19 protein-coding genes are annotated in these 20,421 nt (G+C 70.5%); 7 read left to right on the top strand and 12 right to left on the bottom strand.

The genetic code is table 11. The features are described from left to right. The first annotated feature begins 56 nt into the window (after nucleotides 1–56). On the top strand, nucleotides 57–455 hold the full coding sequence (locus tag ABZY45_RS09250) for a hypothetical protein (protein ID WP_356737719.1): 399 nt from the start codon (nucleotides 57–59) through the stop codon (nucleotides 453–455). A gap of 143 nt (nucleotides 456–598) precedes the next feature. Here ABZY45_RS09250 and ABZY45_RS09245 read toward each other — a convergent pair whose 3' ends face one another. Together ABZY45_RS09245 and ABZY45_RS09240 are read right to left on the bottom strand one after the other, a co-directional pair. Further along, on the bottom strand, nucleotides 599–2,335 hold the full coding sequence (locus ABZY45_RS09245) for an Ig-like domain repeat protein (protein ID WP_356737717.1): 1,737 nt from the start codon (nucleotides 2,333–2,335) through the stop codon (nucleotides 599–601). Nucleotides 2,336–2,604: 269 nt separating this feature from the next. After that, entirely contained in the window at nucleotides 2,605–4,431 is a 1,827-nt protein-coding gene (locus tag ABZY45_RS09240; RefSeq protein ID WP_356737715.1) for a phosphoenolpyruvate carboxykinase (GTP), read from the bottom strand. Nucleotides 4,432–4,639: 208 nt separating this feature from the next. On the opposite strand from ABZY45_RS09240, the gene ABZY45_RS09235 reads away from it, so the two are divergent. Further along, the gene (locus ABZY45_RS09235) at nucleotides 4,640–5,323 is read left to right on the top strand and encodes a hemolysin III family protein (RefSeq protein WP_356737713.1); all 684 of its coding nucleotides are present in this window, start codon (nucleotides 4,640–4,642) and stop codon (nucleotides 5,321–5,323) included. Between the two features lie 68 nt (nucleotides 5,324–5,391). Here the strand turns inward: ABZY45_RS09235 and ABZY45_RS09230 are convergent, their stop codons facing one another. Beyond that, nucleotides 5,392–7,419, bottom strand: coding sequence for a thioredoxin domain-containing protein (locus ABZY45_RS09230; RefSeq protein ID WP_356737711.1), 2,028 nt, complete (start codon nucleotides 7,417–7,419; stop codon nucleotides 5,392–5,394). Between the two features lie 188 nt (nucleotides 7,420–7,607). Between ABZY45_RS09230 and ABZY45_RS09225 the strand changes: the two genes are divergently transcribed. The 3 genes from ABZY45_RS09225 to ABZY45_RS09215 all read left to right on the top strand — a co-directional run bounded on the left by ABZY45_RS09225 (nucleotide 7,608) and on the right by ABZY45_RS09215 (nucleotide 12,731). Then, complete coding sequence (locus ABZY45_RS09225) at nucleotides 7,608–8,174, top strand: Uma2 family endonuclease (RefSeq protein ID WP_356737709.1); 567 nt, start codon at nucleotides 7,608–7,610, stop codon at nucleotides 8,172–8,174. Between the two features lie 468 nt (nucleotides 8,175–8,642). Then, nucleotides 8,643–9,062 (top strand): hypothetical protein, encoded by a 420-nt coding sequence (locus tag ABZY45_RS09220; protein ID WP_356737707.1) that lies wholly within the window; start codon nucleotides 8,643–8,645, stop codon nucleotides 9,060–9,062. A 441-nt stretch (nucleotides 9,063–9,503) separates the two neighbouring features. Beyond that, entirely contained in the window at nucleotides 9,504–12,731 is a 3,228-nt protein-coding gene (locus tag ABZY45_RS09215; RefSeq protein ID WP_356737705.1) for an ATP-binding protein, read from the top strand. A 92-nt stretch (nucleotides 12,732–12,823) separates the two neighbouring features. Here the strand turns inward: ABZY45_RS09215 and ABZY45_RS09210 are convergent, their stop codons facing one another. Then, a complete protein-coding gene (locus ABZY45_RS09210; RefSeq protein WP_356737703.1) occupies nucleotides 12,824–13,093 on the bottom strand; it encodes a hypothetical protein in 270 nt (89 codons plus the stop codon). Between the two features lies 1 nt (nucleotide 13,094). Then, nucleotides 13,095–13,976, bottom strand: coding sequence for a mycothiol conjugate amidase Mca (mca, locus tag ABZY45_RS09205; RefSeq protein WP_356737701.1), 882 nt, complete (start codon nucleotides 13,974–13,976; stop codon nucleotides 13,095–13,097). A gap of 97 nt (nucleotides 13,977–14,073) precedes the next feature. Between mca and ABZY45_RS09200 the strand changes: the two genes are divergently transcribed. Together ABZY45_RS09200 and greA are read left to right on the top strand one after the other, a co-directional pair. Then, complete coding sequence (locus ABZY45_RS09200) at nucleotides 14,074–14,478, top strand: DUF4307 domain-containing protein (protein WP_356737699.1); 405 nt, start codon at nucleotides 14,074–14,076, stop codon at nucleotides 14,476–14,478. Nucleotides 14,479–14,670: 192 nt separating this feature from the next. After that, on the top strand, nucleotides 14,671–15,168 hold the full coding sequence (gene greA / locus ABZY45_RS09195; protein WP_145803723.1) for a transcription elongation factor GreA: 498 nt from the start codon (nucleotides 14,671–14,673) through the stop codon (nucleotides 15,166–15,168). Nucleotides 15,169–15,296: 128 nt separating this feature from the next. Here greA and ABZY45_RS09190 read toward each other — a convergent pair whose 3' ends face one another. The 7 genes from ABZY45_RS09190 to ABZY45_RS09160 form a co-directional block, all read right to left on the bottom strand. Continuing rightward, nucleotides 15,297–16,082: a protein kinase gene (locus ABZY45_RS09190; protein WP_356738752.1), complete on the bottom strand. Its 786-nt coding sequence runs from the start codon at nucleotides 16,080–16,082 to the stop codon at nucleotides 15,297–15,299. Between the two features lie 249 nt (nucleotides 16,083–16,331). Continuing rightward, nucleotides 16,332–16,589, bottom strand: coding sequence for a hypothetical protein (locus tag ABZY45_RS09185; RefSeq protein WP_356737697.1), 258 nt, complete (start codon nucleotides 16,587–16,589; stop codon nucleotides 16,332–16,334). Then, nucleotides 16,586–16,822 (bottom strand): hypothetical protein, encoded by a 237-nt coding sequence (locus ABZY45_RS09180; protein WP_356737695.1) that lies wholly within the window; start codon nucleotides 16,820–16,822, stop codon nucleotides 16,586–16,588. The genes ABZY45_RS09185 and ABZY45_RS09180 overlap by 4 nt, the downstream gene beginning before the upstream one ends. 94 nt (nucleotides 16,823–16,916) lie before the next feature. Continuing rightward, nucleotides 16,917–18,152, bottom strand: a complete 1,236-nt coding sequence (locus ABZY45_RS09175) for a helix-turn-helix transcriptional regulator (RefSeq protein WP_356737693.1) — start codon at nucleotides 18,150–18,152, stop codon at nucleotides 16,917–16,919. Between the two features lie 185 nt (nucleotides 18,153–18,337). Further along, nucleotides 18,338–19,132, bottom strand: coding sequence for an ABC transporter permease (locus ABZY45_RS09170; protein WP_356737691.1), 795 nt, complete (start codon nucleotides 19,130–19,132; stop codon nucleotides 18,338–18,340). Next, complete coding sequence (locus ABZY45_RS09165) at nucleotides 19,129–19,314, bottom strand: hypothetical protein (RefSeq protein WP_356737689.1); 186 nt, start codon at nucleotides 19,312–19,314, stop codon at nucleotides 19,129–19,131. The genes ABZY45_RS09170 and ABZY45_RS09165 overlap by 4 nt, the downstream gene beginning before the upstream one ends. After that, nucleotides 19,311–20,315 (bottom strand): ATP-binding cassette domain-containing protein, encoded by a 1,005-nt coding sequence (locus ABZY45_RS09160; protein ID WP_356737687.1) that lies wholly within the window; start codon nucleotides 20,313–20,315, stop codon nucleotides 19,311–19,313. Before ABZY45_RS09160 ends, ABZY45_RS09165 begins: the two co-directional genes overlap by 4 nt. Nucleotides 20,316–20,421: the final 106 nt, after the last annotated feature.

Genomic DNA, 20,421 nt, shown 5'->3' with positions numbered 1-20,421 from the left:
AACTTTAGACTGAATCTAAGATAGGATGACCTTACTGCAACGCCAGGAGGCCATCCATGTACGAGCCGATCCGCACCAAATCGGTCCACACATCGGCCGACGACGCCGATTTCCCCCACCGCAGCCGCGAGGACGAACTGGACATCCAGCTCGCCGCTCACCTCGCCGCCCTGCTCGCCGTAACCGACGAGCTGGGGCTGACCGCAGACGGCGACCGCATCGCCGAGCAGGTCGCCCGGCTCCGCGCCGCACCGCCCGCCCGGCACGCCGGCAGCAGCGGCGCGTCCCCCGACGCTCTCCACCGTCGCGCCCACGCCCTCGCGGGCCGGGCCCTCGTGGTGGCCGCGTCCCGCGCCGACACGGCCGTCGCGATCCTCGCGGCCGAGGCCATGGACGCGCACACCGCCGCCCTGTCGGGCACCCCCGCGCGGACCGATCTGGTCGGCGCCCCCTGACGGCCCCGGTCCACGGTCGCGAAGACGCGTGGACCGGGTGCCACACACGCGCCGGGTGCGGGTCCGCACCCTGGAGAAGGCCCGCGTCGCCCCGAAGGGCTTCGCGGGCCTCACGCTGCCAGGACGCGGTCGCGTGCCGGCCGTCAGGCGGCGGCGCGGACCCGCACGGTGACTGTGGCGCTCGACGCGGTGTGCAGGTCGTCACCGGCGTACGCGACCGTGTAGACGACCTCACCCCGGACGGACGCCAGATCCCTGATCGTGAACGTGCCGTCGGCGGCGACCGCCGCGGAGGTGAGGGCGCCGGTGCCCTTCTTGTCGGCTCGCTGCACCGACAGGGTGATGCCCGAGGGCAGCGCCCGGCCCTGGCCGGTCAGGGTGCCGGTGATCTCCAGGCTCTGGTTCTTCGTCGTCTCCGCCGGAGCCGTGAGCGTGATGGCCGTCGGCGCCTTGGCCACCGTCACGGGGAGGGTGACGTCCTCGGCCGGCCGATGGGTCACATCCCCCAGGAAGGACAGGGTGTACGTGGCCTCGCCGACCAGCGAGGGGACGTCGAGGACGGTGAACGTGCCGTCCGCCGCGACCTCCACGGCCGCCAGCTTGCGGTCGCCGTTCGCGTCATGGCGTACGGCCGAGACCTTGACGGGCTCCGCGGGTGCGGGCCCGTCGAGCTCGAGCCGGCCCCGGATGCCGAGCGGTTCCCCGACGACGGGCGTGCCGGGACTGGTGGACAGCGCCCCGGTGAAGCGTGAGTCGTACTGGGCGGCCGGGGGCTGGATCACGTGCAGCCAGTAGGACGTGCCGGAGGCGTTCGTGGTGAGGGCGAAGAGCCGGGAGGCGTCCTTCGACCAGCCGAGGCCGCGCGGGGCGACGCGGGCACCGTCGAGTTCGCCCTCGAAGGCGAACTCGAGGGCCGAGGTGCCCTCCTCCGGATCCGCCTTCTGGATCAGCAGGTCCGGGGCCGAGCCGGTCGCCTGAGCGCCCCGCGCGACGTACTCGCCGTCACCGCTGAAGGCGACGGCGGACGCCTTGGCCCCTTCCGGCAGCGGCCCGTACGGCACCGGGGCGTCCGACAGGTCGGCCGCCTCCAGCAGCCGGGTTCCGTAGGCGGCGTCGGCGACCGCGATCCGGTTGCCGTTCGGGGACAGCGCCAGGTCCTTGAGGTCGAGACCGCCCGCCCCCTCGCTGTCCGCGAACCGGCGCTGCGGCCCCCGGACCAGCGTGTCACCGCTGCTGTCGAAGGTGGTCAGGTAGGGATCGGTCCCGGCCGTGCTCAGCGTCTGGCCCATGACCAGGGTGTCCGGAGCCTGGGCCGCGGTCGCGAAGTAGAGCTTCCCGGTGCCCTCCCAGCCCGTCGCGGTGGGCGAGCCGAGGGTGCTGCCGTAGAGGTAGCTCCGGTACTGGTCGCACCCGCTGGCCGTCGGCGTCTCGGTGTGCCACACCTTGCCGCCCGAGTAGGCGACCTGGCGCCCGCACTCGCCCCAGTAACTGGTCGACGTGTGCAGGGACTTCACGTATGTCTCGGTGTCGTAGGCGGCGACCCGGCCCATCTCCGACACGAAGAGCTTCGTGCTGTCCGTGGAGAGCGCCATGCCGCCCACGGCGCCCTGCGAGCTCGCGAGTGTGGCCACCCGCTGGCCCTCGAAGTTGTAGACGAGCACCGAGGACTTGGTGTTCAGGCTCCGGGTGTCGTCGCTGATGTAGACACGTTCGTGCACGGAGTCGACCACCATGCTGGAGAACGACGTGATGGGCAGCTTGGCCACGTCGTCGTCCGCCGCGTACGCGGCGGGTGCGGCGAGCACGGTGAGGCCCGCGCCCCCGAGTACGAGCGCGGCGAGCGTCGCGACACCGCGTATCGCCTTCCCTGACCTGTTCAACTTTGTTCCCCCACAGCGTTGTTGGCACCCGTAACCCCGGGCGCTCCTGTGGGCATCATGCAACAGATGTGAAGGTTATGTGCGCAAGTTGTCGGCGATGTATGGACGTTCTCGCCCATTCAGGACGTCGTCACGCCTCCGGCGGCCTGCGGGGAAGAAAAGCGGCACCCGGAGCCCCAGGGCTCCGGGTGCCGTACCGCGGCGGGCCGCTGACCCCCACAGGTCAGGGCGGTTGTCGACGGGACCCGCCACGGGGACGGGGGGCCGGATCAGCCCAGGCGGCGGACCAGCGCGCGGTATTCGTCCCACAGCTCCTTCGGCGCGTGGTCGCCGAAGGTCTCGAGGTGCCCGGGGATCAGCGCGGCCTCCTCGCGCCAGACCTCCTTGTCGACGTCGAGCAGGAAGTCGAGGTCGGCCTCGGACAGGTCCAGGCCCTCGGTGTCCAGGGAGCCCTTGGCCGGGAGGATGCCGATCGGCGTCTCGACACCCTCGGCCTTGCCCTCCAGGCGCTCGACGATCCACTTCAGGACGCGGCTGTTCTCACCGAAGCCGGGCCACACGAACCTGCCGGCCTCGTCCTTGCGGAACCAGTTGACGTAGTAGATCTTCGGCAGCTTGGACTGGTCCGGCTTGTCCGCGCCGACGTCGATCCAGTGCTGCATGTAGTCGCCCATGTTGTAGCCGCAGAACGGCAGCATGGCGAACGGGTCGCGGCGCAGCTCGCCGACCTTGCCCTCGGCGGCGGCGGTCTTCTCGGAGGCGACGTTGGCGCCGAGGAAGACGCCGTGCTGCCAGGTGAAGGACTCGGTGACCAGCGGGACGGCGGAGGCGCGGCGGCCCCCGAAGAGGATCGCCGAGATCGGCACGCCCTTCGGGTCCTCCCACTCCGGCGCGATGATCGGGCACTGCCCGGCCGGCACCGTGAAGCGGGCGTTGGGGTGGGCGGCGGGCGTGCCGGACTCCGGGGTCCAGTCGTTGCCCTTCCAGTCCGTGAGGTGCGCGGGAAGCTCCTCTGTCATGCCCTCCCACCACACGTCGCCGTCGTCGGTGAGCGCCACGTTGGTGAAGACGGAGTTGCCCCACATCGTCTTCATGGCGTTGGCGTTGGTGTGCTCACCGGTACCGGGCGCGACGCCGAAGAAACCGGCCTCCGGGTTGATCGCGTACAGCTGACCGTCCTCGCCGAAGCGCATCCAGGCGATGTCGTCGCCGATGGTCTCGACGGTCCAGCCGGAGATCGTGGGCTCCAGCATGGCGAGATTGGTCTTGCCGCAGGCGCTCGGGAAGGCGGCGGCGACGTACTTGCTCTCGCCGCGCGGCGGCGTGAGCTTCAGGATCAGCATGTGCTCGGCGAGCCAGCCCTCGTCCCGGGCCATGACGGAGGCGATGCGGAGCGCGTAGCACTTCTTGCCGAGCAGGGCGTTGCCGCCGTAGCCCGAGCCGTAGGACCAGATCTCGCGGTCCTCGGGGAAGTGCGAGATGTACTTCGTGGAGTTGCAGGGCCACGGCACGTCCGCCTCGCCCTCGGCCAGAGGGGCACCGAGGGTGTGGACGGCCTTGACGAAGAAGCCGTCGGTCCCGAGTTCGTCGAGGACCGCCTGACCCATACGCGTCATGGTGCGCATCGAGACGGCGACGTACGCGGAGTCGGTGATCTCGACGCCGATCGCGGAGAGCGGCGAGCCGACGGGCCCCATGCAGAACGGGACGACGTACATCGTGCGTCCGCGCATGGAGCCGCGGAAGACGCCCTTCTCGCCGGCGAAGATCTCCCGCATCTCGGCGGGGTCCTTCCAGTGGTTGGTCGGGCCCGCGTCCTGCTCCTTCTCGGAGCAGATGTAGGTGCGGTCCTCGACGCGGGCGACATCGCTCGGGTCGGAGGCGGCGTAGTACGAGTTCGGGCGCTTGACCGGGTCGAGCTTCGTGAAGGTGCCCTTGGCGACGAGCTCCTCGCACAGGCGCTCGTACTCGGCCTCGGAACCGTCGCACCAGACCACACGGTCGGGCTGGGTGAGAGCGGCGATCTCGTCCACCCAGGAGACGAGCTCCTGGTGCCGAGTGGGAACAGTGAGGGGAGCCGCGATGTCTCGCGCCACGATCGCTCCTTGTAGAGAGGGTGTGTTGTCAGGCCCCGTGGGGGCTGCGACCCGGATGCTTACCCCTTCAACTACCCCTGGCGCTCATCCGGTGCCGACCGCACTCATTTGATCATCCGACCATCTTGCCCATATGTCCAGAGGGCCGCACACGTGAGCATCGCCACTCGAATCGGTTACCTACGGGAGCGTAGGTAGCATGCGGGACATGACTTCTGCCGCCACGTCCGGACCCGTCGAGCTCACCGACCCCGTCCCCGTGAAGCCACGCATGCGGGGCTGGCTGCACGCGGGGATGTTCCCCGCGGTGGTGATCGCCGGAGTCACCCTCATCGTCCTCGCGGACACCACGCGCGCGCGGGTCGCCTGCGCGGTCTACATACTCACCGCCTGCCTGCTCTTCGGCGTGAGCGCGGTCTACCACCGCGGTACGTGGGGCCCGCGCGGTGAGGCGGTGCTCCGCAGGCTGGACCACGCGAACATCTTCCTGATCATCGCGGGCACCTACACACCGCTCGCTCTCCTGCTGCTGCCCGAGTCCACCAGTGGCCCGCTCATGTGGGCGATCTGGAGCGCCGCGGCGGCCGGTATCGCCTTCCGCGTCTTCTGGGTCGGCGCCCCCCGCTGGCTCTACACCCCCTGCTACATCGCCATGGGCTGGGCCGCCGTGTTCTTCCTGCCGGACTTCATGCGCACCGGCGGCGTCGCGGTGCTGGTCCTCGTCGTCGTCGGCGGGCTGCTCTACAGCGCGGGCGGCGTCATCTACGGCCTGAAGCGCCCGAACCCGTCACCGCGCTGGTTCGGCTTCCACGAGGTGTTCCACTCGCTGACGCTGGCGGCGTTCATCGCGCACTACATCGGCATCTCGCTGGTCGCCTACCAGCAGAACTGAACGGTCCCGTACGGCGTGGGGCCCGGCCGTGGTGCGTGGTGGCCGGGCCCTCCGCCGTACGGCTCGCGTCAGCCGCCCAGCTTCACGGCCAGCTCCCCCGCGTCCGTCGTCGGCGCCTCGCACACGAAGTGGCGGCAGACGTAGGCGGTCGGCTCACCGCCCACCAGCGGCCGGTCCACCAGCAGGGGGAACTCGGACCCCGCGTCCGGCCCCTCCCCCGCCGCGACCACGGCGCCGGGAGCCGACCCCAGCAGCGCCGCGCGGTGCAGCTCCCCGGCCACCGGGCCCGCCACGGCGATCTCGCGCGGCCCGTCCAGCAGGGCTTCGGCGACCGCCAGCCCCCAGCCGATGAACCGGGGGGCCTTCGGGCCCAGCGCCGCGACGATCCCGAGCGCTCCCTCGGCCGCCGTACGGTGCGCCTCGGAGCCGGTGTGGGCGGCGTACGAGAGCAGTGCGCCCGCGGCGGCGGTCCAGCCGGCCGGGGTGGCGCTGTCGGTGGGGTCCTGGGGGCGCCGGATCAGCTGCTCCGCGTCGTCGGCGGTGTCGAACAGCTCCCCCTGCTCGCCCCTGAAATGCGCGAGGACGATGTCCAGCAGGAACCCCGCGAACTCCAGCCAGACCCCCTCGCCCGTGACCGAGGCGAGCGCGAGGAAGCCCTCGGCCACGTCGCCGTAGTCCTCCAGCACCCCGGAGTTGTCCCCGGCCCGGCCGTCCCTCGACGTGCGGCAGAGCCGGGCGACATCGCCCATGTGCACGCGTACCAGCAGGTCGGCGGCCTCGGTGGCCCGCTCCACGAGGTCCGGACGGTCGAAGTACGCCCCGGTCTCGGCCAGCGCCGCGATCGCCAGGCCGTTCCAGGCGGCCACGATCTTGTCGTCCCGCTCGGGGCGGGCGCGCAGCTCGCGCGCCGCCAGCAGACGGGCCCGCACATCGGCGACCCGCGCCGGGTCGGCGTCCTGTTCCTGCCCGTTCCGGGCGAGCCGCAGGACCGACGCCCCCTCCTCGAAGGTGCCCTCCTCGGTGACGCCGAAGTACCCGGCGGCGAAGGCCGCGTCCTCCTCGCCCAGCACCTCACGCAGCTGCGCGGGGGTCCACACGTAGAACGCGCCCTCGACGTGCCGCCCCTGCGCGTCCTCGCTGTCGGCGTCCAGCGCGGAGGCGAAGCCGCCCTCGGCCGTACGCAGCTCGCGCACCATGAAGTCGGCGGTCTCCAGGGCCACCCGGCGGGCGAGGTCCGAGCCGGTGGTCCGCCACAGATGGGCGTAGACGCGGCACAGCAGGGCGTTGTCGTACAGCATCTTCTCGAAGTGCGGGACGACCCACTCGCGGTCCACCGAGTAGCGGGCGAAACCGCCGCCGAGCTGGTCGTAGATCCCGCCGTGCGCCATGGCCGCACAGCTGTCGGCGGCCATCTGCAGGGCGCCCTCGGCCCCCGTACGGGCGTGGTGGCGCAGCAGGAACTCGATGACCATGGACGGGGGGAACTTGGGTGCGCCGCCGAAGCCGCCGTGCTTCTCGTCGTAGTCCCGGGTCAGCCGCAGCAGGGCCTGCGCCAGCTCCGCTTCACCCGGCAGTTCCGTCCCTCCGGCGGCCAGGGAGCGGCCGGCGAGGTCCCGGACGATGCGCCCGGCCACCTCCGCGACCTCCTCGCGCCGGTCGGTCCAGGCGGCCACGACCCCCTCCAGCACCTGCTGGAAGGAGGGCATGCCGTGACGGGGCTCGGGCGGGAAGTACGTGCCGAAGTAGAAGGGTTCGGCGTCGGCGGTCAGGAAGACGGTCATCGGCCAGCCGCCCTGACCGGTCGCGGCCTGCACGGCCTCCATGTACACGGCGTCGACGTCGGGCCGCTCCTCGCGGTCGACCTTCACCGGCACGAAGTGCGCGTTGAGGTAGTCGGCGACGGTGGTGTCCTCGAAGGACTCGTGGGCCATCACATGGCACCAGTGGCAGCTGGCGTACCCGACGCTGAGCAGCACGGGGACGCCGCGGCGGCGGGCCTCCTCGAACGCCTCGGGCGACCACGGCCACCAGTCGACGGGGTTGTCGGCGTGCTGGATGAGGTACGGGGAGGTGGTCTGCGCGAGTCGGTTGGCCATACCCCAATCCTTGCGCACCAAGGACGGCGGCGGGGGGACGGGCTCACCGGGGCGGCGCGTGAACGGATACGCGGGACGGTGCGTGAACGCACACGCGGGACGGAGGGGCGCTTCGGATGCCGGGCGGCGTGGCATCGGCGGACAGTACGCTGGCTCCGGCAGCACAAGCTCCTCGAAGGAGGTACACCGTGACCGCTGAGTTGGTGGCGCCCGCGTGGATGCATACGCAGATCAGCGCGGAACAGTACGACTCCTGGTCCGAGGAGCAGTGTGCCGGCATCGAGATCGTGGACGGAATGGTCGTCGTGAGCCCGAGTGCGTCCGAGCGGCACAACCGGTTGGCCCGGATCCTGGCCAACGCCCTGGACGCAGCCGCCGGCCCGGACTGGAACGCCGACACGGACTTCGACGTCCGCTTGCAGGACGTTCCCCTCACCAACCGCCGCCCGGACGTCACCGTCTACCGTGCGGACACCATCGACCTCACACCCACCCGCCCGGAACACGTACTCCTGGTCGTCGAGGTCGTGTCGCCCGGCTCGGAGACCACGGACCGGATCGTGAAGGTGGATCAGTACGCCAAGGCGGCCATCCCCTTCTACTGGCGCATCGAGCAGGCCGCCACCGGGGTCCCGATCGTCTACACCTACGTTCTGGATCCCGCCACCAAGGCATACAGGGACAGCGAGATGTTCACCGGCGCGATCAGGACCGCCGCGCCGTTCTCCGTCACCGTGGACCTGGGAACTGTCTGACGGCACCCCGCTCGAGTTGCGGTCTCCCGGTGCCGGTGGCACACACCGGCGCGGCGGAAGGTAGTGACCCGGCGGTCGTCCCGTCCGGCCCGCCTGCCGTGGAGCGCGCCTCCCGCCGGGGCCGAGCCCGCGCCGGATCGGCAGGCCGCCGCCGCTATCTGCGAATCCGCAGATAGCTAGGGGGCGCGTAGTACACGCACTATGCGCTGGCGGGCGGGACTCCGGTCCTGGTCCACAATTCCGGCGGTTGCATTCCGTGGTCGAGCGGAAGTGTTTCGAGGGCGGCCAAAGCTCTGGCCGATGGTGCGACAAGCGTCACGGTGAAGAGCCGCTCCGAGGCGGAACAGCTGTTCCTCCGAACATGTCAAGGGACTGGCTACAGAAACGCTTCCGGAATGGATCGAGTTGGAACGAAGCAATACTACGGAACCAAGCGCGGGGCGTACCACCGGGATGATCAACTCGGAAATGATGGTCGAGTACTCGGTCACGGTGCCGGAAACCGCGACGGAGATCTCCCGCACTTGCAGGTACACACTCTCGACGGCCCAATTGTTCGAATCGCCTGGGGCGGCTGACATGCAAGTTCAAGCGAAGAACAGGCTTCTGATGTCCAAATCGGATCTCGCCGCGCGGAGGGCTTCCGGTTCCGTGGACAGCGAGTCCTGGATCTGGATCATCCCGCTCCGGTCCGGAGAATTCCGGGTCCGAGCATTCGAAGTGCTTCGCGATCTACTGGTCGACGACGACGACATCTACGACGGGAACACGTCCATCGTCCACGACGAGACGGTTTCATCGCTCGACGATGTCGACGATGCTGTCATCCGGGCAGGCGTCGATCCCGAGGAACTGGACGCACCGTGGAAATGCGAATTTCCGCTGTAGGCCACCCGTGAGGTTCTGAAGCCTCGTGGGGCGCCCCTGCCGAAGATTTTCGTGGAAGTCACCTCACGGGGCCGCCGGCGTTGTTGACAGCACCGTCAGCGGCGAGGAATTTTTCGCAGCACCGGCAGGTGGTGCGGAGCCCGTCGAAGGTGTGCCCGTCCGCACGGGCAAGGGCGGGATCATCGCCCCCACGGCGAATCCTTGGCCTTCCGGTACGGCGCCGGCTGAGGAGAGGACGAGTCGAACAACGGTGAGCCGCCCACACGCGGACGGCTCACCGTTCCTGGCCGCCGGGTGCCGGTGTACAGGGCCGGTACACCGGCACCCCCCGTTCGACGGGCAGTCTCGTGGACTCCCTGTCGCCGGAGCGCCGGACCGAGGACACTGGACGGTCCACACAGTGGTTCCGGTCGAGGTCCAGGCCGGGGACGAGGGGGACGCATGCGGGACAGCCATCGGGCGGACGCCGAAAGGCTGTTGGTACGCGCCGTGGAGGAGGAGGCACGACGCACGGGCGGCCGGACGGACTCCGGCGCGCTGCTGGCGCGTGCGCGGGGCGCGCTCGACACGATGGCGGCGGGCGCGGCCGAGGAGTACGCCGCGTACGTCCAGGCGCTGGACGCCGCCGGAGCCGGCCGGCAGCCGCTGTCGGCGCGGTTCAGCCGGGCGACCCTGGGAACTCCCCTGCTGGTGACCGGAGTCGCCGCGGCAGCAGCCTTCGGCGCGGACCTGGCGCTCGGCACCGCGACCGGGCTGGCCCTGGGCGCGGGCGCGGTCGTCGCCGTCGCGGGGACCACGGCGACGGTGGCCCGCGTGACCGCCTCGCACTGGCCCGCGGCCCATCGCAGGGCGGGAGAGCTGAACCAGCCCGGCGGCCCCGAACAGCTGCGCCTCCAGTGGCTGACGGCCCTGGAGGTGCGGGGCATCCGGCCGTTCCTCGACCAGCAGCGCGTGCTGACCGCCGCGACCCGCACCCCCAAGAAGGCGACCGCGTCGGTGGTGGCGCAGCTGCGCGGGGGCGACCGCAGCGCGGCTGCCCGCACCCGCTCGCTCCTGGAGCAGTCCTTCGGTCATCTGCCCTCCGCTGACGGCCCGTTCGCGGGCCGCAGGACCGAACTGGCCCAGATCGCGCGGTGGGTGCACGCCGCACGCGCCGCCACGGAGACCCGGCCGACCGTCGTCGTCCTGCACGGCGCTCCGGGCTCGGGCCGCACCGCTCTCGCCGTGCGGGCCGCGCACGCGCTCAAGGACCAGTTCCGGGGCGCGTGCGTGGTCGATCTGCGCGGTGACGTGGCGGGCGAGAGCCCGCTGCCGACCCGGGACGCCCTGCTGCATCTGCTGAACCGGCTTGGCGCCCCGCGCGAGCAGCTCCTGTTCCGGGAGGGGTCCTCCGCCGAGCAGCAGGTGCGGCGCCTGAGCGAGCTCTACCACCAGCACCTGACGGGCACCCCCGTCACGATCGTCCTGGACGACGCCACCGACGTCGCGCAGGTCCGCACCCTCGTGCCCGAGCGCTCCGACAGCCTGGTGCTCGTCACGGCCCGCGAGCCGCTCGAACTGCCCGAGGACATCCCGGCGCGGGTGTACCACCTGCCTGTCGGCGCTCTCGACTCGGCGGGCGCGGAGGAACTGCTGCGCGAGGCGGCGCAGGACGAGGAGGCCGGTCCGTACGACTACCCGTCGACCGACGCCGTCGTCGAGCTGTGCGGTGGGCTGCCGCTCGCCCTGCGGGTCGCGGGCTCCGCCCTCGGTGCGCGCACCCGCGCCGAACTGGCTGCCGCCCTCGGCGCGTACGGCCCGGTAGAGCCCGTCGAGCGCGCCCTGTGGCTGCGCTACACCGATCAGCCCGAGCCGGCCAGGCGGCTGCTGCGCCGGCTCGCCCTGGCGGGGCGTGCCAGCCTGGGCGCGGCGGCCGCCGCGTCCCTGCTGTCCTCGGACGAACAGGAGGCGGGCCGGCTGCTGGAGACGCTGTCCCGGGCCGGGCTGCTGGTCCATGTGCGCGGTGCGCGCTACCGGCTGCACGACCTCGTACGGGCCTTCGCGCTGGCGCGGCTGGTCGACGAGGAGCCGGCGGCGGACCGTACCGCCGCGCAGGAGCGGCTCGTCCAGAACTACGCGGAGCTCGCCGACGCGGTGATCCGCATGGTGGACGGCAAGATGTCGACCCGTGCGGGGCAGTTCGGCTCGCACGGCTTCAGCTCGCTGGACGCGGCCCTGCGCTGGCTGGACGACGAGTCGAGCTTCATCACCTCGGCGCTCCGGCACGCGGAGGGCGTCGACCAGGGGGCGGTGCTCCATCTGCTGGGTGCCCTGTGCGACTACTGCCTGCTGCGCGGAGACCTCTACCGCCTCGGCGAGATCAGCGAGCTGACGCGCTCCGTCGACCAGGGGCTCCTGGAACGGTCCGTCCAGTGGCGTACGGGCATCGCGGCCCGGCAGCTCGGCGAGCTCGACAAGGCCCGCACCACGCTCTCCTCCGTGGTCGGCCTCTACCGCGAGGCCCAGAACGACGCGGGCGCCGCGCTCGCGCTCTGCTCCCTGGGCATCACCCTGCACCACCAGGGCAATCTGACCGAGGCGTCGGCGCGGCTGCGGGAGGCGATCGGCCTCCAGGCGTCACCGGAACAGGCCGAGGACCGTGCCTGGTCCCTGCACGCCCTGGCCGCCGTCGAGCGGGACCGGGCCAATCTGGCCGAGGCCCTGACGCTGCTGGACACCGCGCTGGCCCTGCACCGCGAGGGCGAGTCGCTGCACGGCGAGGCCTGGTCGCACTTCCAGCTGGGCCAGGTCTGTCTGCGGATGGGCGAGGTCGCCAGGGCCGAGGAGGAGCTGACCACCGCGCTGGACCTGTACGGCCGCACCCGGGACGAGCGTGGGGAGGCCTGGGCCCTGACCCAGCTGGCCCGCGCCCGGCTGATGGACGGGGACGTCGGCAGCACAGCTCCTGCGGTGGAGGAGCTGCGCGGGGCCCTCGCCCGGCACCGGGCCAACGAGGACGCGCGGGGCGAGGCCTGGACGCGCTACTACCTGGGGCAGGCGCTGGAGGAGGACGGCGACACCGACCAGGCGGTACGGGAGCTGGAGCGCTCCCGCACGATGTTCTCGCGGATGCGGGACGTCTACGGGCTGGCGTGCGCCCGGCACCACTCGGGCCGGGTCACCCGCGACCAGCGCGCCGCGCAGACCGGCAACCTGCGCAACTCAGGCTTCGCCCGGCAGCTCCTGGTGGACGCCCGGGCCGACTTCCGGCGCATCGGGGTGGCGCACGGGGAGGCGTGGACCTGCCTGGAGCTGGCCCTGATCGACGGCGGCAACAACCGCGCCGCCCAGGCGCTGGAGCTGTGCGGCGAGGCGATCACCCTGTTCGCCTCGTACGGCGACGTCCGGGGCGGCGACTGGGCGGCGTTCCTGCGGTGCACACTCCTGCCGTACGCCTCACCGGGCGGCAGCGAGGTGGGCACGGCCGTGGCCCAGCAGGAGCTGTCGGACCTGCTGGAGGCGGCCCACCCGCTGCGGGACGCGAAGCTGGAGGACTGCGCGGAGGCCTTCCGGATCATCCTGAACCGCGGGGTGACCCTGGACGACGGCTGGCAGGCCTGGCGCCTCGGCCTGACCCCGTCCCGGCACGCCCGCGAGGTCATGGGGGTGCCGGTGGGCGTGCGCCCCTGACGGGCCCGGGCGGGCGCGGCGCCGAAGCGTACGCCCACGGGCGCGGAGAGCGCGGCGGGGTGGGCCGGGGCTGTTCGCCCCGCCCCGCCGCGTCAGCCCTTGCCGGCAGAGCCCGCGGAGCTCTTCGAGGCCTGGCCGCCCGCGGTGGCCGCCGGTTCCTGGTCCGGCTGCGCGTCCGGGTCGGGGGCCTCCTCGAAGTTGACCTTGCCCATGTGGCGGTTCATCGACTTCATCAGCAGCCAGACCCCGACGGCCAGTGCCGCGAAGACGAGGAAGCCGAGGACGCCGGGAGTCACCTTGTTCTTGTCGAGCTCATCGGCGGCGAGCGGGACGAGCTGCGTCAGTGCCTGGGTCGCGTACATATCAGGCATTGTCGCGGATGCCCGCGAAGAGGTCGCTCTCGGGGAGGGAGGTATCGACCAGAGACTTGGCGAGCTCGTACTCCTCGGTCGGCCAGACCTCCCGCTGGATGTCCATCGGGACGCGGAACCAGCCGCCGTCCGGATCGATCTGCGTGGCGTGCGCGATCAGCGCCTTGTCGCGGATCTCGAAGAAGTCGTCGCACGGGATGTGCGTGGTCAGCGTGCGTTCCGCGCGCTCGAACTCCTTCCAGCGCTCAAGCCAGTCGCCGTACGGGGACTCGAGCCCGCGGGCGAGCAGCGCCTCGTGCAGGGCCACGGTGCGCGGCTTGTTGAAGCCCTGGTTGTAGTAGAGCTTCTGCGGCTGCCAGGCCGGGCCGAACTCCGACTCGGGGAACCTCTCGGTGTCCGCCGCCCCCTCGAAGGCGATCATCGAGATGGTGTGCGTCTTGATGTGGTCGGGGTGCGGATAGCCGCCGTTCTCGTCGTAGGTGGTGATCACCTGCGGCCGGAAGGCACGCACCTTCGCGACGAGACGCCCCGCCGCCGTCTCGTCGTCCTCCAGGGCGAAGCAGCCCTCGGGCAGGGGCGGCAGCGGGTCACCCTCGGGCAGACCCGAGTCGACGAAGCCGAGCCACTCCTGCTTGACGCCCAGGATCTCCCTGGCCTCGTCCATCTCCTTCTTGCGCACCTCGTGGATGTGCTCCTCGATGTACGCGTCCCCCTGGAGCTTCGGGTTGAGGATGGATCCCCGCTCGCCCCCTGTGCAGGTGACGACCAGGACGTCCACCCCCTCGGACACGTACTTGGCCATGGTGGCCGCGCCCTTGCTCGACTCGTCGTCGGGGTGGGCGTGCACGGCCATCAGTCTCAGCTGCTCGGTCAAGACTCGGTCCTCAGTCATCGGTCGCGTGGGTCGGCTTCTATAGTGACTGAACCGGGGGGTGGAAAATTCCACGATCCCCTGTACTGGAGGAACGATCATGGCGGCGGTGCGCGAGGCCTTGCCCGAGGAGCGCTACGGCCGGTCCCGGGACCAGCGCGCGGACCGCAAGCTGAAGATCATCGGCTCTGTGCTGGGTGTGGCCTTCGTCGGCATGATCGGCTGGTTCGGCTACGACTACGTCACAGGCCAGGACATCAGCGCCGAGGTCATCAAGTCCCGGATCGCCTCCGACAGCCGCGCCGAGGCCCACCTCGAGGTGCGCAAGGAGCAGGACGCCGACGGGCACTGCACCCTCCGCGCCCTGAGCGAGGACGGCGCCGAGGTGGGACGCGCGGACTTCCGGTTCGACGAGCGCACCGAGCGGATCGACGAGGTCGTGTCCCTGCGCACCACCTCCCGGGCGACCGCCGTGGAGCTCGTCGCCTGCACCGCCGGCGGCTGACCGCACCACCGGGGAGCGCGCCGCCGCCGCCCCGCACACGCCCCCGCCGACCTGCGCGGACGCGCGTGTGACGTTTTACCTTCTCCCCCTTTTCGCGCGGAATTGTTAGGCTCGTTGTTTCGCCCACCCGTGGCAACGCATGCTTGGGGTAGGGCGTTGCTTTGTATTCCCAGCACCGACGAGGAGCACCCTGTGACCCAGACCAGCGATAACGTCACCTGGCTCACGCCGGAGGCGTACAACCAGCTGAAGGCGGAGCTGGAGTACCTGTCTGGTCCCGCGCGCACGGAGATCTCCGTCAAGATCGCGGCGGCCCGTGAGGAGGGTGACCTCCGCGAGAACGGCGGGTACCACGCGGCCAAGGAGGAGCAGGGCAAGATGGAGCTCCGGGTCCGTCAGCTGACCCAGCTCCTGGAGCACGCGAAGGTCGGCGAGGCCCCCGCCGACGACGGCGTGGTCGAGCCCGGCATGGTCGTGACGATCGCCTTCGACGGCGACCCGGACGACACGGTCACCTTCCTGCTCGCCTCCCGCGAGTACGCGAGCACCGACATCGAGACGTACTCCCCCCAGTCACCGCTCGGCACGGGCGTGAACGGCAAGCGGGTGGGCGACGACGCTGAGTACGAGCTGCCGAACGGCAAGAAGGCCACCGTGAAGATCATCTCCGCGAAGCCGTACCAGGGCTGATCCACGGCGCAAGAGGGAGCCCCGGCCGCAGGTGCCGGGCTCCCTCTTGCGCGACAGAAGAGACCGACTCCTGCGAGCTGACCTCGAAGAGCCCCTGATCCGTCCGGTCAGGGGCTCTCGGTGTGCCGTCAGCTCAGGGCCTTGCCCACCTCGTGGATCGTGGGCCGGTCCTTCGGGTCGTACCGGAGCATCTCCCGCACCACGCTGCGCATCGGGCCCGGCATCGTGACGTCCCGGTGCCGGCCGTCCACGATCGCCTGGCGCTGCACAGCACGCGGGGCGTCATCCGGGTACTCGACAGCCCGCACCCCGGTGGCGGAGATGAACAGTGAGGCACCGAAGGCGTAGATGTCGGATGCCTGCGTCGGCTCGGCCCACCCGGTTTCCAGCACGCTGCGGGAGATCTCGGGCGCTTCGTAGTGGACGAGGCAGCCACGGAACGGGAAGTCGAAGCCACGGGCCACGTTGCCCCCTCGGGCCAGGGCGAGGTCGATGAGGTGCGTCCGCTCGGGTCCGACGACGAAGTGCGCGGGCTGGAGGTCGGAGTGCGTCCAGCCCTTTCCGTGCAACTCGGCGAGAACCTCGGCGCAGGCGAGGGCGACGCTCTGGTGCGGCTCCGTGGTCGAGCCCGGTACCCGGCAGCCCTCCCAGAGCTGCCAGAGATTGGGGCCCTCGCGCCAGGGCTGGACGTTCCAGGTCCCCTCTTCCCACTCGCCGAAGGCCGTGGGCTCCTCGTTCAGCATGTTGAGGATGTGCCCCTCCCTGGCGGGAGCAAGGGCGGTCCACGGCTGGGCCGGGCCCTCGCCCGACTCGTTGGGGTAGCCGAGTTTCGCCGCGTACCGACCGCGCTCGCTCTCGATCTCCCACACGGAGGAGCCGCGCCGGTCCAGGACCAGGCGCTGAGAGGTGGGCATGAACCCGTCGAGGATGACGATGGGCAGTTCTTTCACAGGCAAGGGGGTAGCTCCCTTCACAGGGGCGGGGCCGGCGTTGGAACCGACCGCGCCTGCCACCGGGGCGACCGGGTAGTCGCGCCCGTCGTCCGAGTCAGACCGGGCGGCATTGGTACCGGCGCTCGCCAGGCGAACACGAGGACAAAGCCGATCGAAGCGGCGGCCACCAGTCCACCAGGAGGCCCGCCGCTCGGGCTGTCGCTCGGCGCATCACGAGGGGACGCCGGGCTCCGCGTGCATGAACGTTCTCCACGGGCGGGTGATCTCCTCGCGGTACGTGTGATGCGAGGGGTTCCGGCCCGAGTGCGCGAGCGCCCAGTCCTGCGGCTTCTCCCAGTCCTCGAACCGGTCCGACTTCTCGGAGCAGACGACGCACCGGAGTCGGTAGGTCACCGGCTCGGCGTCCGGTTCCTGGTCCGGGGTGATGGTCCACGTGATGTGCCGGACGACGGCACGGACGGACGTCATACCCGTTTCCTGGACCAGTAGTTGGCGATCGCGACGCGGGCGCTGAGCGCCTCGACCGAGGTCAGCTCAGCCAGGGCGTCGGGGTCGACCTCCCAGTGCCTGTCACTGGACAGGGCGTGCAAGCGGACCGCACCTTCGGGAGCCCGCTGCACGACCCCGATCCGGCCCGACTCCGTGTCCCTCATGACCGAGCCGATCTCGATACGGGGCTCAGCTTGCTGGTTGCTCGCCATGACCATCAAGTTACGAGGGGTGAGCGGGGCGCCCCAGACACGCAGCGTGGCACTTACCTGACTGTCCGCCAGGAAGTGCCACGAAGCGTGGTAGTTAGCCGCCAACGCCCAGGTGAACGGCCATCTCGCGCATGTCGGCGCTCAGTGTGCGCTTCCGGCCGGTGAGGATGTCGCCCATGATGTAGCGCGCCATGCTCTGATGCCGCAGCCACTCCGGAGACGAGCGCTTGATCGCGTTCAGCTCGTCCATGGCGTCCGTGTGCGAACCGAGCAGCGCGTGGGCCCTCGCGACGTCGAGGCGATGCCGGTCCCAGTTGTTCGCGCTCGGCCGGCCGTACTTCTTGAGCGCCTTGCGACCCACGACACCTTCGTCGGCACGGTGGAGAACTCCGCGAGCATCCCCGATCAAGGAGAGATCCTCGATCACCTTCGCCTCGGCGGTGACTGGCCCGAACGTGGTCCAGTGCTCACGGAAGTTGACGTGCTCGACATCCAGCGCGCTGGCGGCCGTCGCGGTCATGCGCCTGGCCTCCTTGGCGACGTCCGGGCGGTTGTTTCGCATCGCGGCCGAGGCCACACGCTGAAGCAGCTCACCCCATACGGCGAGCTGGCCGGGAGTGGCGGTCGAAAGGCGAGGCTCGATCTCCTCGGCCGTCGCGGCGGCCAGACGCTCGGCCTCATCGAAGCGGTCCTGGCGCAGGAGCAGCCAGCCCATGCCGACGACTCCCGTCGCCGCAACGTACTTGCGCCCGGTCTCGCGGGCGTCCCTGATGCCCTGCGAGAGCGCGTAGTAAGCCATGTCGTAGCGCCTGATCTGCGTCAGGTACTTCCCGGCCAGCAGGAAGGCGTTGGCTCGCACCGCGAGGGCTTCCTGGCGGGCCTCGTCGTCCTCGCTGAAGGTCACCGCGGCTTCGGCTCCACGAAGGATGCCGGGCAGCCGCTTGGCTACCGAGTCGTAGCGATCCGCGTGATAAAGGGCGTGACTGTCGTCGATGTCCCGCTGGATGGCCGGCAGGGGCATGACCTGCTCAGGCTCGGCGAGGGTTTCGATCAGGCCGACCGGCGGCATGAGTGCCCGACGAAGTTCGGTCAGCTTCGGGCCATCGCCCGCGTTCACATGGACCGGCTCGGGCGCCTCGGTGGCGAACAGGCTGGACGTCGTGGTGCCCAGCGCTCTCGCGAGCATATGAAGGGTCTCGACCTGGACGTTGCCGCCCTGCTCGACCTTGCGGATCACGCCCACGGACAGCCCGGCCTCTTCAGCCAACCCTTCCTGGCTCAGCCCGACCCGGCGGCGATGGTTGCGGACGTTCTCAGAGAGCGACGACATCGAATCACCTCCTCGCCAGGGTATGCCCTCCCAGGTATGCGCGAAGCCCCCTCCAGCACTTGCCTGAAGGGGGCTCGGGCGTTCTGGCGGAGGTGCTCGGCGCCTCCTCGGTCGAGAGGATCAAGATCGGCGGCAGCTGTCGCGCCGCGAACCTCCGCTGATCGTCGGCCCTTCGAACCGTCAGCTCAGTTCGCCGCCTTGCGGTACTTGCGTACGGCCAGCGTCCTGAACACCGCGATGATGACCACCGACCAGATCAGGGACGCCCATACGGGGTGCTGCATCGGCCAGGCGTCGGACGGTGAGACGCCGGGGTTCCCGAACAGCTCCCGGCACGCCTGGACGGTCGCACTGAACGGGTTCCACTCGGCGACCGGCTGGAGCCAGCTCGCCATGTTCTCGGTGGGCACGAAGGCGTTCGAGATGAAGGTGACCGGGAACAGCCAGATCAGTCCGCCCGAGGTGGCGGCCTCCGGGGTCCGCACGGACAGACCGATCAGCGCCCCGATCCAGGAGAAGGAGTAGCCGAGGAGGAGCAGGAGGGCGAAGGCTCCCAGAGCCTTCGGGATGCCCTCGTGGATGCGCCAGCCGACGAGGAGCGCCACGATCGCGAGCACGATGACGGTGAGCGTGGTCTGGACGAGGTCGGCCAGCGTGCGGCCCGTCAGTACCGCACCCCTCGACATGGGGAGGGAGCGGAAGCGGTCGATGAGCCCCTTGTGCATGTCATCCGCGATGCCGGCGCCCGCGCCGGCCGTGGCGAACGTGACGGTCTGGGCGAAGATGCCCGCCATCAGGAACTCTCGGTACCCGGCGGCGCTGGTCGAGCCGTCGACGACGAGCGAGCCGCCGAAGACGTAGCTGAACAGCACCACGAACATGACCGGCTGGATCAACCCGAAAAGGACCATCTCAGGAATCCTGGACATCCGAATCAGGTTCCTGCGGGCGATGACCAGGCTGTCGGCGGTGCTGCTCACTGCATCCCCTCCGTCCTTGCGCTCAGGCGCAGGTCATGACGTCCTGTCGAGTTGAACTGAAATCCACCTCGGCGAACAGGATTCGGGATCCTGGCCATGCGGATCGGACTGCGCTCGGCGACGACCGGAGAGTCGGACCTGAGCGGCGCCACGGCCGGCGCGTTCGGGACGGTGGTGGTCATGTGCCGTCGTCCTTCCGGCTCTGGGCGGCCTCGGTCGATGCGTCCCGGCCGTTCTTCTCCAGCTCGGCGGCGTGACCGGTGAGCGAGATGAAGACGTCGTCGAGGGTGGGGCGGCGCAGCCCGATGTCGTCGATCTCCACGCCGTGGGTGTCGAGGTCACGGATGACCTCGGCGAGCAGCTTGGCCCCGCCGGTGACCGGGACGGTCAGCTTGCGGGTGTGCTCCGCCACGGAGATCTCGCCCTTGCCGTACGCGGCGAGCACCGTGCGGGCGGGGCCGATCTGGTCGGGCCGGTGGACGACGACCTCGACGCGTTCGCCGCCCGTGCGGGCCTTGAGCACGTCGGAGGTCCCCCGGGCGATCACCTTGCCGTGGTCGATGACGCAGATGTCGTGGGCGAGGTGGTCGGCCTCCTCCAGATACTGCGTCGTGAGCAGCAGCGTCGTACCGCCGGCGACGAGTTCCTGGATGACCTCCCAGAGCTGCTGCCGGTTGCGGGGGTCGAGGCCGGTGGTGGGCTCGTCCATGAACATGACCGGCGGGGAGACGACGAGCGCCGCCGCCAGGTCGAGGCGGCGGCGCATGCCCCCGGAGTAGGTCTTCGCGGTGCGGTCGGCCGCGTCGGCGAGGTTGAACCTTTCCAGCAGCTCCCCCGCCCGCTTCTTCGCGTCGCGCGCGCTCATCTGGTAGAGCTGCCCGACCATCTGCAGGTTCTCGCGGCCGGTGAGGTATTCGTCGACGGCGGCGAACTGGCCGGAGAGCCCGATCGAGCGGCGTACCTCGTTGGGGTTCTTCAGTACGTCGATGCCCGCCACCACGGCCCGGCCGCTGTCCGGCTGGAGCAGGGTGGTCAGGACACGCACGGCGGTTGTCTTGCCGGCGCCGTTGGGCCCCAGCAGGCCGAGGACGGTGCCTTCGGGTACGTCGAGGTCGACGCCCCCCAGTGCTTGTACATCGCCGAAGGTCTTCACCAGGCCTTCGGCGTAAATGGCGCCTGGCATACGGGATTCCCCCAGTTGGTTCTCGGGTACTCCTGAGCAGATCCTAGGATTCGCGGTGCCGTCGCGCCCGTCACGAATCGCGCCCGTCACGAACCGCTCGCGCACG

It is taken from the genome of Streptomyces sp. NPDC006516, assembly GCF_040611875.1.
Classification (GTDB): Bacteria; Actinomycetota; Actinomycetes; order Streptomycetales; family Streptomycetaceae; genus Streptomyces.
This window is presented reverse-complemented; position numbering and strand designations above follow the sequence as displayed.

What these genes read in the sequence shown, in the direction of transcription:
- ABZY45_RS09220 (WP_356737707.1), top strand. Translation starts at nt 8,643, where the DNA reads ATGATGGTCGAGTACTCGGTCACGGTGCCGGAAACCGCGACGGAGATC.
- ABZY45_RS09230 (WP_356737711.1), bottom strand. Translation starts at nt 7,419, where the DNA reads ATGGCCAACCGACTCGCGCAGACCACCTCCCCGTACCTCATCCAGCAC.
- ABZY45_RS09210 (WP_356737703.1), bottom strand. Translation starts at nt 13,093, where the DNA reads ATGTACGCGACCCAGGCACTGACGCAGCTCGTCCCGCTCGCCGCCGAT.
- ABZY45_RS09180 (WP_356737695.1), bottom strand. Translation starts at nt 16,822, where the DNA reads ATGGCGAGCAACCAGCAAGCTGAGCCCCGTATCGAGATCGGCTCGGTC.
- ABZY45_RS09175 (WP_356737693.1), bottom strand. Translation starts at nt 18,152, where the DNA reads ATGTCGTCGCTCTCTGAGAACGTCCGCAACCATCGCCGCCGGGTCGGG.
- ABZY45_RS09215 (WP_356737705.1), top strand. Translation starts at nt 9,504, where the DNA reads ATGCGGGACAGCCATCGGGCGGACGCCGAAAGGCTGTTGGTACGCGCC.
- ABZY45_RS09250 (WP_356737719.1), top strand. Translation starts at nt 57, where the DNA reads ATGTACGAGCCGATCCGCACCAAATCGGTCCACACATCGGCCGACGAC.
- ABZY45_RS09165 (WP_356737689.1), bottom strand. Translation starts at nt 19,314, where the DNA reads ATGACCACCACCGTCCCGAACGCGCCGGCCGTGGCGCCGCTCAGGTCC.
- ABZY45_RS09185 (WP_356737697.1), bottom strand. Translation starts at nt 16,589, where the DNA reads ATGACGTCCGTCCGTGCCGTCGTCCGGCACATCACGTGGACCATCACC.
- ABZY45_RS09160 (WP_356737687.1), bottom strand. Translation starts at nt 20,315, where the DNA reads ATGCCAGGCGCCATTTACGCCGAAGGCCTGGTGAAGACCTTCGGCGAT.
- ABZY45_RS09200 (WP_356737699.1), top strand. Translation starts at nt 14,074, where the DNA reads ATGGCGGCGGTGCGCGAGGCCTTGCCCGAGGAGCGCTACGGCCGGTCC.
- ABZY45_RS09190 (WP_356738752.1), bottom strand. Translation starts at nt 16,082, where the DNA reads ATGCCCACCTCTCAGCGCCTGGTCCTGGACCGGCGCGGCTCCTCCGTG.
- ABZY45_RS09235 (WP_356737713.1), top strand. Translation starts at nt 4,640, where the DNA reads ATGACTTCTGCCGCCACGTCCGGACCCGTCGAGCTCACCGACCCCGTC.